Consider the following 18,225-nt stretch of genomic DNA (forward strand, 5'->3'; position numbering starts at 1 on the left):
GGCGCCATCCATAAGGACATCCTATGCGCATCCACCGATTGGCTTATGCCGTCGCGAGCTTGCTCGCGGCGTTTTTTGTGCTGCCCGCCGAGGCCGCCGCCGGCGAACTCTGCGTAACCGACGACGGGAGCGGTACCACGTCCCCGACCAGCACGGCGGCGGGAAACGGCGCTTTCGCCTGCGGCCGGGATAATGCGGCCGATGGCGAATCTGGCGTCGCTATCGGCGTCGCCAGCGTCAGCACCGGTACGAACGCGGTTTCGATCGGCCTTTCCAACCACGCGGCCGGCAACGATGCCGTCGCGATCGGGTTGTCGAACACCGCCTCGGGCAATTTCAGCGCGGCGATGGGCAGCTACAACGTCGCATCGGGGACGTCCTCCACCGCCATCGGCTTTTCCAACGAAGCCGGCGAATACGCGCAGGCCGTGGGTACCGAAAACGAAGCCTCCGGCGAGACTTCGTCCGCCTTCGGCAATTACAACGTGTCCAGCGGCGCCAACAGCCAGACCCTAGGTGCCTGGAACATCGCGTCGGGCGTCGCCAGTACGGCGGTGGGCAGCGACAACCAGGCCACCGGCGTTTCCAGCCAGGTCTTCGGCAACGGCAATGTCGCCAGCGGCGACGACAGCACGGCGATCGGCAGCGGCAACGAAGCGGCCGGCCAGACTAGCCAGGCCTTCGGCAACTACAACGTTGCCGCCGGTATGCAGAGCACGGCCCTCGGCAGCGGCAACGAGGCGCAGGCCGAAAGTAGCCTCGCCATTGGCAGCTACAACGTCGCCTCCGGGATATCGAGCACCGCTGCTGGCGATGGCAACGTAGCCGGCGGCGACGCGAGCTCGGCCTTCGGCGTGGCCAATAACGCGGCGGGCGACTTCAGCCTGGCCTCCGGCTACCAGAACCAGGCCCTGGGAACGCGCAGTTCGGCCGTCGGCGTCCAGAATGCGGTCGATGGCGAGGATAGCCATGCGTTCGGCAGCGGCAACAGCGCCAGCGGCGAGCGGGCTCTGACGTACGGCGTCGCCAACACCGCCGTCGCGCACAGCCAGGCCATCGGCAGCCTCAACGGCATCATGGCCGAATACGGCACCGCTATCGGCAGCGAAAACTTGGTGGCCGGGGCTTCCGGCATCGCGTTGGGCATCAGTAACGAGGTGATCGGCGAGAACGGCATCGCCGTCGGGCATGGGCAGATGGTCGTCTCTCCGGGCGGTCTGGCGCTCGGTGCGGGCAACCAGGTGCAAGGGGCATTCGGCGTGGCGATCGGCTCGGGCAATCGCGCGGTGGGCGATCGCAGCGTGGCCTTGGGCCACGACAGCGAAGCGCTGGCCGATGGCAGCATCGCGCTTGGCGTCGGTGCGCTCGCCGATCGCGCGGACACGCTGTCGGTCGGCAATGCGGGTGCCGGTCTCTACCGCCAGATCGTCAACTTAGAGGCCGGCACGCAAGACAACGATGCGGTGAATCTGGGCCAGTTGCTGCCGTTCGCTTCTGCGTTGGGAGGCGGCGCCAGCCTCTCGGGCGGCGCGTTCACCGCACCGACCTACACGATTCAAGGCGTCGACTACAGCGACGTGGGCTCGGCGTTTAGCGCGGTCGATGCGCAATTGACCACGCTCGCCGATGCGACGGGAACGCCGGGTCCGCCGGGTCCGCAAGGTCCACAGGGTCCGCAAGGACCGCAGGGACCGCAAGGACCGCAAGGACCGCAAGGACCGCAAGGACCGCAAGGACCGGCGGGAGGCGCGGATCCGGATGCCGTGCATTACAGCGACGCCACGCGGGGCCGAATCGTATTGGAAGGCAACCGCGGCACGCGCATCTCGAATCTCGCCTCAGGTACGGCGGCGAACGACGCCGCGAACGTAGGTCAGGTGGACGCCGCCGAGGCCTCGGCGGTACGCACTGCCAACGCTTACACCGATGGGCGGTTCGCAACGTTGAACCTGGAGTTCGGCGAATTGCGCGATCGCATGGACCGTCAGGATCGGCGCATCGACAAAGTAGGCGCGATGTCCGCGGCGATGGCCAACATGACCGCTTCCGCCGCCGGCGTGCGCAGTCCGAACCGGATCGCGGTCGGCGTCGGCAACTATCGCGGTGCCAACGCCCTGGCCCTCGGATACCAGCGCGCGTTGTCCGAACGCGCAGCGATCACCTTCGGCGGCGCATTCGACGGCGAGGACTCCCAACTAGGCGCAGGCGCCGCATTCGGGTGGTGAGCGGATTGGGATCGCATATTGCGCGGCGCATCCTGCGGCGGCGCCGCGCGTATCTCTCAGCCTTGGCAAGGGGACAGGCATGGACCGATTGCTGGAAATCTTTCGCGCGATGCGCCGCCGCGTGGATATGAACAGCGGCCACCACGTCATAAAGATCATCTGCGACGACACCGGCGTCGTCCTGTGGCGCCGCGATGCTGCGGGCGCCATGCAACAACAGGCGAGTTTCGCCTGGAACGCGGTGACCCGGATCTGCTTCAAGGACAACGGCCCTGCGTCGTCCGATCTGCTGTACGTCTTCACCCGGGACAGTTCGCAAGCCTGGCTGGTGCCGTTGGAAGCCTCCGGCGGCGGCGATTTCTGGCGGCAATTGCCGGCACGCGGGCTCTTTCCGGCCTCCATGCACGAACGGGCCACGCTGGCCATGGACGGGCGCTACTACTGCTGGCCCCCACTGGGCGGCCTCAAGGACGAGGCTTAGCGCCTTAACCACCGCCGGAATCGCCGTGCGAATCCGATGATCAGATTTCTCTTCCTTTCGCGCTCTGTACTGATGGGCGGGGCGCGATGACCTTCTGAATCTGCGACCCCCGGGAACCGGTCTCCCCCCGAGCAGGTTTTCCCTTCGGCGCCATCGCGTCCCCGCCCGCCTCATTCACGAAGGGACCGACCATGGCCATGCCTCTTTCCTCCGCAGCCGACGACTTCGATTCGGCCGCAATCCTGAAGACCGAAGCGATGCTGCGCATCCTCAAGGGCCGCACGACGGCCGAGCAGGAAGCAGCGCGTTTGCAGGTGGATGCGGTCACGGTGAGCACGTGGCTGGAGTCGACGTTCCGCGCGATCAACCGCGCGCTGGACGAGAACCTGATGCGTTCCCTCGATCCCGACAGCCGTACGACCTCAGGTGCGCCGATCGCGCCTGCGCGCACTCGCGGTTCGAAAGCGTTCTGACCTTCCCCCTACAGCCCATTCGGGTCCGATTTTTCCGGAGATTCGCCATGTCTAAGCATCGCAATACTGCCGCCGCGCGTCGTCGTGCGCCCCACTCCCATGCGCTCGCCCAAGCCATCGGCCAGGCGCTGCGCACTCCGCGCACGCGTCGCCGGACCTCCGCAGCGATGCTGTTGGCCGCGCTCGCGCTGGCCGCTCCGGCGGTGCAGGCGCAAAGCACGGAATGGGCCGACCGGCCCGGATTCGATTGGTACAACGCCGGTCTTTGGACGCAGGGCGTTCCTACTGCAGGTGCCGACGCTTACATCCTCACGTACAGGAATGAATCCAATCCTCGCATCGACGGCGGCAACGCATTCGCCCGCGACTTGTTCATGGCGACCGGAAGCGGGTTGTTCATCGAGAACAATGCTTCCCTCACCAACCGCGACAGCAATATCGCCGGTTTAGTGCTGATGGACGGCTCCGCCTGGAGGAACCGCCATCTTGCGATCGGTACGACCTTCACCAGCCCGACAGCCTTAGGGCACGTCCTCATCGGTGGGGGCACGCTCGATGCCGAAACCATCACCCTCGGCAAGAACGCCGGTGAAAGGGGTTCCCTGACGGTCGTGCTGGCGGACGCCACCGTCACCGCGAACCAGATCACCGTGGGCAAAGCGGGCAGCGGTGAACTGAACGCCGACCGCGGCGCACAGGTCACCGCCGACAACGTCATCGTGGGCGAACAGCAGGGCAGCAGTGGCGCCGTGACCGTCCAGGAAGGAGGGTCGCTGGACGTCTCCGAACGCTTGGTGATCGGGCTCGCCGGCGCCGGCGTGATGTCCGTCAACGGCCAGGGCACTGTCAGTGCTGCGCAACTCTTGATCGGGCAGAACGCCGGCAGTTCGGGAACCGTAACCGTGGACGGCGCCGGCACGCATCTGGAAAGCCGGGACTATGCGATCTTCGTCGGGTACTACGGCGAGGGCCGCCTGACCGTCAGTGGCGGCGCCACGGTGGAAGGGCCGCTCGAGTTCGCGAGCGGCAGCCCGGGCGGCGTTGCCGGCATCCATATCGGCGCCTACGAGGGTAGCCAAGGCACCGTCGTGGTCACCGGCCAGGGCTCGACGCTCACCACGGCCAACGACCTCGCACTCGGCGGCCGCGGCGGCGAGGGCCGGCTGGAAATCCTGGACGGCGGTACCGTGAACAACTACCACGGCTTCCTGGGTGCCTACGAGTTGGGGGTCACCGGGGGCGGCGGCTCGGTGCTGGTGCAGGGCGCCGGCTCCACCTGGAACAACGCTGGTGTCTTTGGGGTCGGGTACCAGGGCGACGGCACGCTGGAGATCGCCGATGGCGGCACGGTTAACAGTGCCGCCAACGCCTTCGTCGGCGGCATCGCCGGCACTGTCGGCACGGTCGACGTGCGTGGACCGGGATCCCGCTGGAACGTCAACTGGGATCTCGGACTTGGCATCGGTGGCGGTGCCAGCCTGTCTGTCACCGATGGCGGGGCGGTTTCGGCCGACGGCATCGCCATGGGTTCGGAGGTGAGTCAGGGCGAGATCCGGATGGATGTGGCCGGTGCCGGCTCGCAGGTAGATGCAGGGTCTTACCTGGCCGTTCACAGCATCGGTGGTTCGACGCTGGAGATCCGCGACGGCGCCGTCGTCAACAGCCACGAAGGCAGCGTCGGCGACTGGGTCATCAGCAGTGGTGTCTATTACGACACCGGCGGCACCGCACTGATCGAGGGCGAGGGCTCGCGCTGGAACGTGGCGGGCAGTTTCCGCGTCGGCCAGAACGATGGCGCGGTGACGGTGCGCGAGGGTGGCGTGCTGGCCACCGGCGATGCCGAGGTGGGCCTCCTGTACGGCGAACGCTTAGGCGGGGTGCCCGGCACCCGTGCCGAGATATGGGTGGACGGCGCCGGTTCGGCTTGGGAAAGCACAGGCACCATCGCGGTGGGCTTGAACGACATCGGTCTGCTCGACGTGCGCAATGGCGCCACGGTCAGCAGCGTGGGCGGCATCATCGGCCGCGACATCAATGTCGAAGGCAATGCCGGCGTGGTGCGCATCGATGGCGCCGGTTCCCAGTGGAACATGAGCGGCCCGCTCGCCATCGGCGCGGAAGGACGCGGACGGCTCGAGGTCGGCAACCAAGGCGCGGTGGAGGCGGGCGCGACCGTGTTGGGCTCGCATGCCGGCGGCGTCGGCGAGCTGCTGGTCGATGGCGCGGGAAGCCGTTTGAACAACAGCGATCTGATCGTCGTGGGCCAACTGGGCCAGGGTTCGGCGATCGTCCGCAATAGCGCGACTGTTTCCTCGAATCTTGCGGTGATCGGCGATAGCCGGGGCAGCCGCGGCGAAGTGACCGTCGAAGGCGACGGTTCGAGCTGGACCTCGCTGGGGAACACGGTAGTGGGCAACGATGGTCGCGGCGAACTCACCGTCACCGACGGCGGCCGGGCGACGTCTGCGCAATCGATGCTGCTGGCGCAAGGCGCCGGTTCGGTCGGCGTCGTGAACATCGGCACCGGCGGCGCGTCGGGCACGCTGGATGCGCCGGAAATCGCCGGCGGCGCGGGCGATGCCAGCGTCAACTTCAACCACAAGGACGATATCGATTTCGGCGTGCGCATGACCGGCTCGCTAGCCGTCAACAAGCTCGGCGGCGGCACGACCACGCTGCTCGCCGACAACGATTACGCCGGCCCGACCACCATCGCCGCGGGCACGCTGCGGCTGGGCGACGGCGGCAACACCGGGGGCATCGTCGGCGACGTGCGCAACAACGCCACGTTGGTCGTCGATCGCGCCAACACCTTCGCCTACGCTGGCGGCATCGACGGCACCGGCGCCGTGCATCAGTCGGGCCAAGGCACGACGGTGTTCACCGGCGAACACGGCTACACCGGCGGCACCTTCGTCGATGCCGGCGCGCTGCGCATCGGCGACGGCGGCACGCGCGGCAGCCTGGTCGGCAACGTGGCGATCGCCGGGGCAGGCGCGTTCGCGTTCGACCGCAGCGACAGTTTCACGTTCGACGGCAGCTTCAGCGGCACCGGCCTGTTCGACAAGTACGGCGCAGGCACGCTGACCCTGACCGGCGACAGCGCCGCGTACGTCGGCCACGGCACGCTGCGCGACGGCGGCCTGCACATGCTGGGCACGATCGGCGGCCAATTCGATGTGCTGGCCGGCACCACGCTCAGCGGCACCGGCACGCTGGGCAGCGTCGACAACGCGGGCACGATCGCGCCGGGCGGCTCGATCGGCGCGCTGCACATGACCGGCGACTTCGTGCACCGCGACGGCGCGACCTACAACGTCGATATCTCACCCAACGGCAGCAGCGATCTGCTGGACATCGCCGGCACCGCGACCATCGAGGGCGGCGAGGTCTACGTGACCAAGGCGACCGGCCAGTACGCCGGCGGCAGCCGCTACACCATCGTCGAGGCCGATGGCGGCGTGAGCGGCACCTACGACGTGCTGGATCAGAACCTGCCCTTCCTGGACATGTTCCTCAGCTACGACCCCAACCACGTCTACCTGGACATCCTGCGCAACGACAACGACTTCTCCATCCTGTGCCCGCGCGGCACCTTTAACCAATGCCAGGTCGCCGGCGCGCTGGACCGGATCTCGAAGAAGGACGCGATCACCCCCGACCTGCAGCATGTGCTCAGCGAGGTGACCACGCTGGATGCCGATGCGGCATTGGCGTCCTTCGATCGCATGTCCGGCGAAGCGCACGCCTCGCTGGCCGGGATCATGTTGGAAGGCCATGCGTTGTTCGGCCAGACCGTCACCCGCCGCATGGCCGAGCGCCGCGAGTCGGAGGGCGCGCGCGAACTGCAGGGCGGCGCGTGGGTGCGCACCTACGGCGCCGATGCGGACCTGGGCGGCGACGGCAACGCGTATGGCGCGGACTATCGCCTGCACGGCCTGGCGGTCGGCTTCGATGCTTGGGGCACCGAAGAGTGGCTGATCGGCGCCAGCGCCAACGTGATGCGGGTGGACGCCGACTTCCGCCCCGGCGACAAGGCCGAAGCCGATGCGAAGAACGTCTCGATCTACACCGGCTATCACGGCCAGCGCGGTTACGTGGACGGCGTGGTCAGCTTCGCCTGGTGGGACTCGGATGTGACCCGCGCGGTCGATGTCGCCTCGATCCACCGTACCGCCCAGTCCGATTACGGCAGCAACCGCATGGCGATCCATCTGGAAGCCGGCCGCACCTACGAACTGGGTTCGAACCAGACGCTGCAGCCGTTCGCGACCTTCCAGCGCGACGTGTTCGACGTGCAGGCCTTCCGCGAACACGGCGCGCAGGACATCGACATCGTCAGCCACTCCCAAGGCGGCGATCGGATCACCACCGGCCTGGGCCTGCGCTGGTCGGGCGAGTTCAAAAGCGGCGAATGGACCATCGCACCGACCGCGCAAGCGCGCTGGCTGCACACCACGGGCGATCGCACGGTGCAGTTCGAACTGGCCTATGCCGGCGCGCCGGACGTGAACTATCTGGTGCGCGGCGCGACGTTCCCCAAAGACCGCGGCCTAGTAGGCCTGGGCCTGTCGGCGCGCAAGGACAACATCGACCTGTTCGTGGATTACGACTACCAATCCGGCGAGGCCTTCAAGGCGCACAACCTGAGCGCGGGGCTGCGCTACCGCTGGTGATGCTTCGGCGTGACCGCCGCCGTCTGCGTCGGGGGACGTCGCGGCGGCGGTCTACGCCTTTGTTGATGACCTGCGAGTCAGCCTATCTCAATATGCCGGGTTCGGATGTTTTATCCGCCAACTTGCACTCGAGAATCGCCAAAAAGATAAAACGCTTTACATGCAGCGCTTTGCCTCTAATTCCGAAATTAATCACCGTGCCGGCCTCATCTAAATACATCTCCATCGTGCAGCATATTTGCTGAGAGACCGATTGTTCGTATTGGTACGTGGTCGAGGATGTGTATGGGATTTGAGCATAAGGAAGGCTGCCGACGACGCCCGAAGTCGTGGAAGTAGCGGTCTGAGGCAGGGTGGTTCCCCATTCCCGGCTAGAGTGCCAGATGAATACCTTCTTGCCCATCAACTCGGTCTGTTCTTGAGGCATCCCGAAAGCAGCTACGACTTTTTCGACCGGCATCCCCATGAAGGGCGCGAGCGAGTTCATGATTTCAGGCTGGGTAGGAATGTATTCCCCTTGGCTCACACATCCCGTCGCCAGCAGCACAGTGACCAAGCAGATCTTGCGCATGACTGTTCCCCGGAAGTGGTGTGAACGAGCCTAGATCCAGAGAGGCGATACGGGAGATTTTGTTTGGGGGTATATATGGGGGTACGAAGATGATTTAGATGAATAAATATTATTTTATTTCAATATTTTATGCGTTTAATAAGGTTCTTATTTCCCACCAGATCAGCAGGAAAGGCTCGCGAAGGCGGGCCTTTTTGTTGAATGCCGCTAACGCCAAGAAGAATGCGGGGCCTCCGCAGGTGCTTCGATTTCGGCTCCTGCCTTAGGACATTCCCACGGATTTCATGCGGTATGTATTGCGGCCTGCTTTTTTGGCTTCATACAGGGCCGAATCCGCCGCCGACATCAGCACCATGGCATCCGTCGGCGTGCTGGAAAATGCGATTCCTACGCTCGTGGTCACCGTCAGGCTTTTTTCTTCGACAGGTATGGGGGCTTGCATCGCCTCGATCAGCTTGCGCGCGATGGTTTCCGCGGCATCCGGCAAGGCTGCGTCTTCGACGATCACTACGAACTCATCGCCTCCCAGGCGGGCGACCAGGTCGGTGCTGCGCACGCTGTTTGCCAGCCGTCGCGCGAAGGCCCGCAGGATCCCATCCCCTACGGCGTGTCCGTGGTTGTCGTTGATGAGCTTGAAGCGGTCGACGTCGAGATACATCAGGGCGATCGGCAACCGATGCCGTTGCGCCCTGCCCAGCGCGACCGACAAGCGCTCGTCGAACTGGCGGCGGTTGGCCAAGCCCGTGAGCGTATCGACTCGGGCCAGCCGCTCCAGCTCCAGCCGGCTCGCATGCAGCGCCTGTTCGGCAGCCACTCGCCGGCTGATGTCGCGGCCGGCATAGATGATGTCCATTTCGCCGGCCCTGTCTTCGCTGGGGATCGGGCGGGTCACCGCTTCTACCCAGACGTAGTGGCCGTCCTTGTGGCGGACGCGATAGATCGCGGTCTGCGGCTCGCCCGAAGCGATCACCTCGGCCATGGCCTGCGCTTGGCGGTCGCGATCGTCCGGGTGGACCAGTCCCCAGCGCGACGTGAGCATTTCGGCCGGCTCCCAGCCGAGCATGTCCTTGGCCGAAGGCGAGACGTAGAGCCTCTCGCCGTTGCTGCGCATCCGCACTACCACGTCGTGCGAATAGTCCGCGAGCATCCGGTAGCGGTGTTCGCTTTCGCGCACGCGCGCAGTGAGCCGTTTGCGTTCGGCCATGGCCAAGGCGACCGGAATGGTCATCAGGCAGCCGCCTGCGATATAGATCTGCAGGAGAGCGATGCGCCCGGTCGTGCCGATATCCTGCACCAGCCACAGCGGACCTCTGCCCATCGACGTGGCGATGCTGCCGATGGTGGCGAGCAGGATCACGCCGACGGCCACGCCGGCGAAGCGGTGCCGGAACGCGCCTAAAAGCAAGGGCGGATAGGCCATGAAAAGGATGGGATAGTCGAAATTGAAGACGACGATGCTGATCGCGGCCACCAGCAGCATGCTGCCGATGAAACTCCAACGCCGTCCGGGCGCGCCGAATAGATCCAGCCCTTCGCGAAGCACGACCAGGGTCGAGGTCGCCACGATCACCATGCCGACGACGTGAGCCGCATACCAGCCGACGAAGTTCATCAGGAACGAACTGGCGTAGAGCAGGGAAGTGACCGACGCCGCCAGCGACCCGGATATGGCGCAGGCCGCCAGCGTGCTGCCGGTCGCGATGCCGCCCAGGCTGATCCAACGCTTGGGGTCGCCTACATCCGGCACCAAGCGCCTGACGACGCCGGCGACGATCAACACCTCAATCAGATTGCTGACGCCTATCGAAGCGGCATACGGCACCGAATAGCCGGATACCAACTGCCCAGCGACGTCGGCCGTCAAGCCTGCCGCCACGTAACCCGGCCATGAGTGCGTGGGCCGGGACAGCAACCACCCGGTGAAGATGCCGTTGCCGATCCAGATCGCGGCCAGCTCGCCGGGCCCCCGCGCCAAGGTGAGCGACAGCCAAGCCGTCGCGCCGATCAGCAGCGCCATGGCCGATCGGTCGAGCCACAGGCGGCGCGGCGTAGCCGGGGAACTGTTCACACCGACCTCTCGTCCCGGAGGGGTGCGCCCGATCTTATCTTAAGGCGCATGCGGCGGCGGTGGGCGCCGTCCGAAGTCTCGCGAAAAGAGACGCCGGGCCGCTACAGTAGCCGCAGTCGATCATCGGAAGAATCCGTGGCCAAGCTGCAGGGAAAGGCGCGCACCGCCTACGTTTGCGCGGAGTGCGGGGCCGAACACAACAAATGGCAGGGCCAGTGTGGCGAATGCGGCGCATGGAATTCGCTGAGCGAGATCGTGCTCGAATCGGCGGCCGGCAAAGCGGCGTCGCCGGCGGCGCGGCGCAGCAGTTGGGCCGGAAAGGTCGACGCGCCCAAGGTCACCGCCTTGAAGGACGTGCGCCATAGCGAAGACGCGCGCGTGTCCACCGGCATCGGCGAGTTCGACCGCGTGCTCGGCGGCGGCCTGGTCGAAGGCGCGGTGGTGCTGGTCGGCGGCGATCCGGGCATCGGCAAGTCGACGCTACTGTTGCAGGCCCTCGCGCAGATGGCGCCGGCCTTGCCCGGGTTGTACGTCACCGGCGAGGAATCGTTGGGGCAGGTGGCCGGACGCGCGGCGCGGCTCGGGCTGCCGCTCGACGGCTTGAATGCCCTGGCCGAAACCGGCGTCGAACGCATCCTCGAACACGCCAGCGAGCTGCAGCCCAAGCTGATCGTCGCCGACTCGGTGCAGACCTTGTGGACCGAACAGCTCACCGCCGCGCCCGGTTCGGTCGGCCAGGTGCGCGAGAGCGCCGCTCGCCTGGTGCGTTACGCCAAGGAGACCGGCGCCGCCGTATTCCTGGTCGGCCACGTCACCAAGGAAGGCGGCATCGCCGGCCCGCGCGTGCTCGAGCACATGGTCGATGCGGTGTTGTATTTCGAGGGCGATTCCGGATCGCGCTTCCGCGTGCTGCGCGCATTCAAGAACCGCTTCGGCGCCGTCAACGAGCTGGGCGTGTTCGCGATGGGCGACAAGGGCCTGCGCGAAGTGCCCAACCCTTCCGCGATTTTCCTGTCCGGCGGCAGCGTGCAGCAACCGGGCAGTTGCGTGATGGTCACGCGCGAAGGCACGCGGCCGTTGTTGGTGGAAGTGCAGGCCTTGGTCGATTCGTCGCCATTATCGAACCCGCGCCGGGTCGCAGTCGGGCTGGAGCAGAACCGGCTGGCGATGCTGCTGGCGGTGCTGCACCGCCACGGCGGCGTGGTCGTTTCCGATCAGGACGTGTTCGTCAACGTGGTAGGCGGCATCCGCGTGCAGGAAACCGCGGCAGATCTTCCCGTGCTGCTGGCGGTGCTGTCGTCGCTGCGCGATCGGCCGTTGCCGGACAAGACCATCGCGTTCGGCGAGATCGGCCTGTCGGGCGAGATCCGTCCGGTGCCGAACGGCGAAGAGCGCTTGAAGGAAGCCGCCACGCACGGCTTCAAGCGCGCGATCGTGCCGAAGGCTAATGCGCCCAAAGCAGGCAGCTACAAAGGCATGGAAGTCGTAGCGGTCGAACGCTTATCGGATGCGCTGAGCGCCGCTGAGTAGCCGCGTTTCGCTTTTAGCCGTCATTCCCGCGAAGGCTGAAATCCAGTGACTTTGGCTTCTCCAGAAAGCGACGACGCGATCTGCCGTTCCGCGCGCCCTCACCCAACCCTCTCCCGCAAGCGGGAGAGGGCTAAAGCTAAGTCACTGGATTCCCGCCTTCGCGGGAATGACGGCTCAAGAGCAACGCCGGTCAATGCCCGCCGCTCGCCGCAGGTCCCAGCTTCGCCGCGAATGGCGGCTTGGCGACCCACACGAACAGGATCACCACCAGGAAGATGATGCCCAGCAGGTGGAAGATCTCGTTGAAGCCGATCTGCGCGGCCTGGTTGGAGATCATCCGTTCCATCATCGCCGCGCCGCGCTGCAAGTCGCCGCCGCCCATGCGGGCGAGCGTGTCGATGGTCGCCGAATCATAGGCCGACAATTTCTCGGTGAGATGCGCGTGGTGCACGGCGCCGCGCTCGGTCCAAGCATACGTAGTCAGCGAGGCCGCGAAACTGCCACCCAGCGTGCGCATGAACGTCGCCAGCCCCGAACCGGCCGCGATCTCGTGCGGTTGCAGGTCCGACAGCAGTATCTGCAGCACCGGCATGAAGAACAGCGCCACGCCGAAGCCCTGGAACAGCTGCACCAGCGCGATGTGGTTGAAATCCACGTCCAGGTTGAACCCGGCGCGGGCGAAGCTGGTCAGCGACATCGCGATGAAGGCGAACGAGGCCAGCCAGCGCAAATCGAACTTGTGCGCGTACTTGCCGACGAACGGCGTCAGCAGTACCGGCAAGATGCCGATCGGCGCGGTCGCGAAACCGGCCCATATCGCGGTGAAACCCAGATTGCGCTGCAGCCACAACGGCACCAGGATGCCGACGCTGAAGAACGCCGCGTAAGCCACCACCATCGCGGCCGTGCCGGCGCTGAAGTTGCGGTGCCGGAACAGCTTCAGATTGACGATCGGATCCTTGTCGGTCAATTCCCAAATCACGAACACCGCCAGCGAGATCGCCGACACGATCGCCAGGATCACGATCAGGTTGGAGCGGAACCAGTCTTCGTCGTTGCCCAGGTCGAGCAGGATCTGCAGCGCGCCCACGCCCAGCACCAGCGTAATCAGGCCGACGTAGTCCATCTTCGGCTTTTCGAGCCGTTCGGGCCGGCCGCGCAACTGGCTGCCGACGACCAAGCTGGCGAAGATGCCGATCGGCACGTTGATGAAGAAGATCCATTCCCAGCTGTAGTTGTCGGTGATCCAGCCGCCGAGGATCGGGCCCGCGATCGGCGCGACCACCGTTACCATCGCCAGCAGCGCGATCGCCTGGCCTCGCTTCTGCGGCGGATAGATCGAGATCAGCAATGCCTGCGTGATCGGGTACATCGGCCCGGCGACGAACCCCTGCAGCGCGCGCGCGGCGACCAGCAGGCCCATGCTGTTCGCAAGGCCGCACAACAAGGACGCGATCACGAACAGGAACGTCGCCCAGACGAACAGTTTGCGCTCGCCGAAATGGCGCGTCAGCCAACCGGTCAGCGGCAGCGCGATCGCATTGCTGACGGCGAACGATGTGATCACCCAAGTCGCCTGGTTGGCGCTGCCGCCCAGGTTGCCGGAGATCGTCGGCAGCGAGACGTTGGCGATCGTCAGGTCCAATACCTGCATGAACGACGCGAGCGCCAAGCCGAGCGTGGTCAGCGCGAGATTTGGCGGACGGAAGCCGGCTTGCGGCGCCGGCGCGGCGGCAGTGGCGGTTGCGGACATGGGATTACCTGATCGGATATGCGCCGGGAGTCGCGGCTATCGGAAAAGATGCCCGGATGCGGTGCGGGGCCCGCACCCAGGCGGGGGATCAGCTGTGGCGCGCCGGCAGGTTGTCGCGAATGATCTTGTCGATCAGCGCTTCGGCATCGGTCAGTTGTTTGGCGTAGGCCTGCGTGCTCAGCAACGGCTTGCTGGACGCGGCATTGGCCAGCACGGCGCCGTTCTGGTCGCGCAGGCTCACGTCCACGCTCATGCTCAAGCCCAGGCGCAAGGGGTGCTCGATCACCTGTTTCTGGTCCAGTTCGATGCGCACCGGCACACGCTGCACGATCTTGATCCAATTGCCGCTGGCGTTCTGCGCCGGCAGCAGGGCGAAGGCGCTGCCGGTGCCCAAGCCCAGGCTGGCGACCTTGCCGTTGTAGGTGACGTCGTTGCCGTACAAATCCGAATGCAGCTCGACCGGTTGGCCGATGCGCATCTTGTGCAATTGCGTTTCCTTGAAATTGGCGTCGACCCAGACCTGTTCCAGCGGCACGATGGTCATCAGCGTGGTGCCCGGCTGCACGCGCTGGCCGAGCTGCACGCTGCGCTTGGCGACGTAGCCCGAAACCGGCGCGACGATCGACGACCGCTGCAGGTTCAAGTAGGCCTGGCGCAACTGCGCCGCGGCGGCTTGCACTTGCGGCTGGTTGGCCACGGTGGTGGCATCGACCAGGGCGCGGTTGCGCGAGAGGTTGCCGCTGGAGGCGCGCAGGCCGGCTTCGAGCACGGCCAGTTCGTTGCGGGCGTGCGCCAGTTCTTCGGCCGAGACCGCGCCATTGGCGACCAGGCCCACGCGGCGCTGCAGATCGGCGCGCGCGCGCTGCACCGAGGCTTGGCGTGCGGCCAGGTCGGCCTGGCCGGCATCGACCGCGCTGTACAGGCCGCGCACCTGCCGCACCGTATTGGCGAGATTGGCGACAGACTGTTCGTACGCGACCTTGGCGTCGTTCGGATCCAGTCGCACCAGCACCTGCCCGGCGGCGACCTTCATGCCGTCGTCGGCGCCGATGCTGACCACGGTGCCGAGCGTCTGCGGCGTGATGCTGACCACGTTGCCTTGCACATAAGCATCGTCGGTGTCTTCGTGCCAGCGCGCGACCGTGAAGTAATAGACCGTCCAGACGATCGCGGCCAGCACCACCACGGACAGCAGGATGAGCAGCGCCTTGCGGCGCTTGCCGTTCTTGGGCGCGACCGGCGCCGGAGTCGCGGCTTTCGGGTTGATTTCGGTAGTCATGGCGTGGGGGCCTTGGTAAAAACGAATCGATTATTGGGAAGCGGTGCGGGCGGATGGCGGCGCATTCAGCGCCAGACCGCCGCCGAGCGCGCGATCGAGGTCGACCGTCGCCGCGTAGCGCTGCGCCTGCAGCGCGGTCAATTGTTGTTCGAGCTGCAGCAAGGGACGCTGCACGGACAGCACGTCGAGCTGCGTGCCCAGGCCGGCGCGGTAACGCGCGTCGGCGACTTGCAACGCGGATTTCGAGGCGTCGCGCGCGCGGTTGGCGGCGGCGATCTGCGCGTCCAGCGACCGCGCGGCCTGCAGCGCGTCGGTGACTTCGCGCAGCGCCATCACCAGCGTTTGGTTGTAGTCGGCCACGGCCAGGTCGTAATCGGCGTCGCTTTTGGCGAGCGTGCTGCGCAGGCGGCCGCCGTCGAAGATCGGCAGGCTGATCGCCGGGCCGCCGAAACCGAGCAGCGCGTCGCCGCCGAACAGGTCGGACAAGCCGGAAGACGCCAGGCCGACCAGCGCATTGAGATTGACGCTGGGCTTGAACGCGGCCTTGCTCGCATCGATGCCGCGGCTCGCCGCTTCCACCCGCCAGCGTGCGGCAACGACGTCGGCGCGATGGCCGAGCAGTTCGCTGGGCAATACGTCCGGCACGGCAGGCGCGGGCGCGGCCAGCAGTTTCGGCGGCGCGATATCCAGGCCGCGGTCCGGGCCCTTGCCCAGCATCGCGGCCAGCGCATTGCGCAGCGCGTCGATCTGCTGCTGCGCGGCCTGCGCCTGCTGTTGGGCGCTGGCGATCGCGCTTTCGGCCTGGCGCAGTTGCAGGTCGTTGTCGAGTCCCGCATCGACGCGCTGTTGGCTGAGGCCGGACAGGCGCGATGAGCGCCGCTCTTCGTTCTTGGCGACGTCGAGCGCGGCGTAAGCCTGCGACAACGACACATAAGCGCGTGCGATGTTCGAAGAAAGCGCCAGCCTTGCCGCCTGCGCATCCACCTCGGCGGCGCGCGCCTGGCCCACGGCGGCTTCGTACTGCGCGCGATGGCCGCCCCAAAGATCGGGCGACCATTTGAAGTCGAGCATCAGCACCGTGCTGGCTTGCAGGTCGCCGCCGATCGGCGGCGGCACCAGCGTTTCGGGCGCCTGTACGCCGGTGTACTGCGCGCTCGCGCCGAGCGTGGGCTTGCGCGCGGCGTCGGCCAGGCCGGCTTGCGCTTGCGCCTGGCGCAGGCGCGCATCGGCCGCCGCCAAGGTCGGCGTGCCTTGCAAAGCTTCGCGGATCAGCGCATCGAGTTGCGGATCGCCGAGCGCGGTCCACCAATCCTGTTTGGGGAAGGCGGCATCGCTGAGCTTGTATTCGCCGAAGCTGCGCGATGCAGCCAGGGTGTCGGCATCGGTGGGGCGGCCTTCCGGCGCCAGGCCGCGCGTGCTCGCGCAGCCGGCAAGGAGCAGCGCGGAAACGAGGAGCGCAATCGCCGGCAAGGCGCGGCGGGATTGGGGGGCGGTGCGGGACATGGATCAATCACCCGATAGGGAAAGGTTGTCGCGTACTCGTTCGAGTAGGAGCGTGAGTTGTTCGCGCTCGGCGTCGTTCATGCCGGACATGGCACGTTCGCGCACTCGCATCCCGCATTCGTTGATGTCGCGCCAGATGACGGCGCCGGCATCGGTCAGATGGATGTGCAAGGCGCGGCGATCGGCGGGATCGTCGACGCGCACGATCAGGCCTTTGGCTTCGAGCTTGTCCAACAAGCGGGTCATCGCGCCGGGATTCAGCTCCGCGGCGCGAGCCAGGTCGGTCACGCTGGCGATGCCGTCGGCCAGCTTTTTGATCGTGACGTACTGGCTGAAGGTCAGGTCATGGCCGGCCTTGGCGAGCTCGTCTTCCATCCGCGCCCAAAGGTTGTCGCGGACCTGGCGGATCAGCAGGCCGAGCGTGGATCCGCTGCAGGCTGCGTTGGACGGGGTCGTTTTCATGGGGCGGCATATTGCTACCCCTAACAATATTTGTCAATGCAATTATTGTTTCAGCAATAGAACATCGAGTTCAACTCGCTATATCTAATAAAATCAAACAGTTAATTAAACTTACCTAGCCGCGGCCCGACTCGAGATTGACACACTGTCCATTGGCTGACGAAACCGCTTTGTAGGTGCGAATTCATTACGCACGCTCTTGGGCCCGAACACTGCGTCGTAGGAGCGGCTTCGACCTCGAGTTTTACGGCTGTCGTCCCGAGCGAAGCGAGGGGCTTGCCTATACGTGGCGAAGAGCATGTCCCTCGCTTCGCTCGGGGTGACAGCAAAGATCAAAAGCTCGCGGCTGAAGCCGCTCTTACGAAGAGCCGTCGCGTCTTGCGAGGATCAGACGCGCTTGAGCAGCAGCTCCAGCACGAACTTGCTGCCGAAGAACGCCAGGATCAGCAAGGCCATCGCGGCAAGCGTCCAGCGCACCGCGACGGCGCCGCGCCAGCCGTAGCGCCAGCGGCCCAGCAACAAAGCGCCGAAGGCCAGCCAGGACAGCACGCTCAACACGGTCTTGTGCACCAGGTGCTGCGCGAACAGGTTCTCGACGAACAGCATCCCGGTCAGCAGCGTGGCGGTGAGCAGGATGAAGCCGACCGCGATGGTGCGGAACAGCAGCGATTCCAATTCGGTCAGCGGCGGCAATGCACGCAACCAACCTCGGAATTCGCGCCGGCGCAGCGCGCGCTCTTGCGTCCACAACATGATCGCCAGCAAGGCCGCGACCGCGAGCGTGGCGTAGGCGAGCAGGGCGCACCAGGCGTGCAGTTGCAGGCGCCAGTCGAGCGCTTCGCCATGCACGTGGCCATACCCGGCATAGGCCAGCAATGAAGCGGCTGCGACCGGGAAGACGATCACACCCAGCGCCGCCATCCGCCCGGTCGCGCCGAACGCGGCGGTTAAGGCCGCCATGCCCAGGCCGACCAGGGACAGTGCCGCGAAGAAATGCAGGTCCGTGCCGCCGCTTTGGCGCCAGCCGAGGATGTGGACGATCGCGTGCAGGACGACCGCCGGCAGCGCCGGCAATAGCCAGCCCGCGGAAATCCGGCCCTCGTCGCGGACCACGGCCCCGACCAGCAGGCCGGCGGCGGCGAGATAGAGCAGGGCGGCGATGAGAACGATTGTCATCGGCGCAGTGTCGCACAAGGCGGGCTTT

12 protein-coding genes are annotated in these 18,225 nt (G+C 66.1%); 5 read left to right on the plus strand and 7 right to left on the minus strand.

Features of this window, described 5'->3' with window-relative positions; translation table 11 throughout:
- The first annotated feature begins 23 nt into the window (after positions 1 to 23).
- The 4 genes from M2650_RS00965 (at position 24) to M2650_RS00980 (ending at position 7,855) form a co-directional block, all read left to right on the plus strand.
- Positions 24 to 2,225 carry a YadA-like family protein gene (locus M2650_RS00965; protein WP_249470064.1) on the plus strand — a complete coding sequence of 734 codons (2,202 nt, stop codon included), beginning with the start codon at positions 24 to 26 and terminating at the stop codon, positions 2,223 to 2,225.
- A 79-nt stretch (positions 2,226 to 2,304) separates the two neighbouring features.
- Positions 2,305 to 2,706 (plus strand): hypothetical protein, encoded by a 402-nt coding sequence (locus M2650_RS00970; protein ID WP_249470067.1) that lies wholly within the window; start codon positions 2,305 to 2,307, stop codon positions 2,704 to 2,706.
- Positions 2,707 to 2,897: 191 nt separating this feature from the next.
- The gene (locus tag M2650_RS00975) at positions 2,898 to 3,179 is read left to right on the plus strand and encodes a hypothetical protein (RefSeq protein ID WP_249470071.1); all 282 of its coding nucleotides are present in this window, start codon (positions 2,898 to 2,900) and stop codon (positions 3,177 to 3,179) included.
- Between the two features lie 47 nt (positions 3,180 to 3,226).
- On the plus strand, positions 3,227 to 7,855 hold the full coding sequence (locus M2650_RS00980) for an autotransporter domain-containing protein (RefSeq protein ID WP_249470073.1): 4,629 nt from the start codon (positions 3,227 to 3,229) through the stop codon (positions 7,853 to 7,855).
- Between the two features lie 82 nt (positions 7,856 to 7,937).
- On the opposite strand, the gene M2650_RS00985 is transcribed toward M2650_RS00980, so the two are convergent.
- Together M2650_RS00985 and M2650_RS00990 are read right to left on the minus strand one after the other, a co-directional pair.
- Positions 7,938 to 8,426, minus strand: coding sequence for a hypothetical protein (locus tag M2650_RS00985; RefSeq protein ID WP_249470075.1), 489 nt, complete (start codon positions 8,424 to 8,426; stop codon positions 7,938 to 7,940).
- Between the two features lie 262 nt (positions 8,427 to 8,688).
- On the minus strand, positions 8,689 to 10,494 hold the full coding sequence (locus M2650_RS00990) for a diguanylate cyclase domain-containing protein (RefSeq protein WP_249470078.1): 1,806 nt from the start codon (positions 10,492 to 10,494) through the stop codon (positions 8,689 to 8,691).
- Between the two features lie 144 nt (positions 10,495 to 10,638).
- Between M2650_RS00990 and radA the strand changes: the two genes are divergently transcribed.
- Positions 10,639 to 12,024 (plus strand): DNA repair protein RadA, encoded by a 1,386-nt coding sequence (radA, locus tag M2650_RS00995; protein ID WP_249474123.1) that lies wholly within the window; start codon positions 10,639 to 10,641, stop codon positions 12,022 to 12,024.
- Positions 12,025 to 12,214: 190 nt separating this feature from the next.
- Here radA and M2650_RS01000 read toward each other — a convergent pair whose 3' ends face one another.
- The 5 genes from M2650_RS01000 to M2650_RS01020 form a co-directional block, all read right to left on the minus strand.
- Complete coding sequence (locus M2650_RS01000) at positions 12,215 to 13,777, minus strand: DHA2 family efflux MFS transporter permease subunit (protein ID WP_249470080.1); 1,563 nt, start codon at positions 13,775 to 13,777, stop codon at positions 12,215 to 12,217.
- An 88-nt stretch (positions 13,778 to 13,865) separates the two neighbouring features.
- On the minus strand, positions 13,866 to 15,056 hold the full coding sequence (locus M2650_RS01005; protein WP_249470083.1) for an HlyD/EmrA/EmrK family protein: 1,191 nt from the start codon (positions 15,054 to 15,056) through the stop codon (positions 13,866 to 13,868).
- A 30-nt stretch (positions 15,057 to 15,086) separates the two neighbouring features.
- The gene (locus M2650_RS01010) at positions 15,087 to 16,559 is read right to left on the minus strand and encodes an efflux transporter outer membrane subunit (protein WP_249470085.1); all 1,473 of its coding nucleotides are present in this window, start codon (positions 16,557 to 16,559) and stop codon (positions 15,087 to 15,089) included.
- A 3-nt stretch (positions 16,560 to 16,562) separates the two neighbouring features.
- Positions 16,563 to 17,021, minus strand: coding sequence for a MarR family winged helix-turn-helix transcriptional regulator (locus M2650_RS01015; protein ID WP_249470087.1), 459 nt, complete (start codon positions 17,019 to 17,021; stop codon positions 16,563 to 16,565).
- 387 nt (positions 17,022 to 17,408) lie between these two features.
- Positions 17,409 to 18,197, minus strand: a complete 789-nt coding sequence (locus tag M2650_RS01020; RefSeq protein WP_249470090.1) for a cytochrome C assembly family protein — start codon at positions 18,195 to 18,197, stop codon at positions 17,409 to 17,411.
- Positions 18,198 to 18,225: the final 28 nt, after the last annotated feature.

Source organism: Luteimonas galliterrae (genome assembly GCF_023374055.1).
Classification (GTDB): Bacteria; Pseudomonadota; Gammaproteobacteria; order Xanthomonadales; family Xanthomonadaceae; genus Luteimonas_C; species Luteimonas_C galliterrae.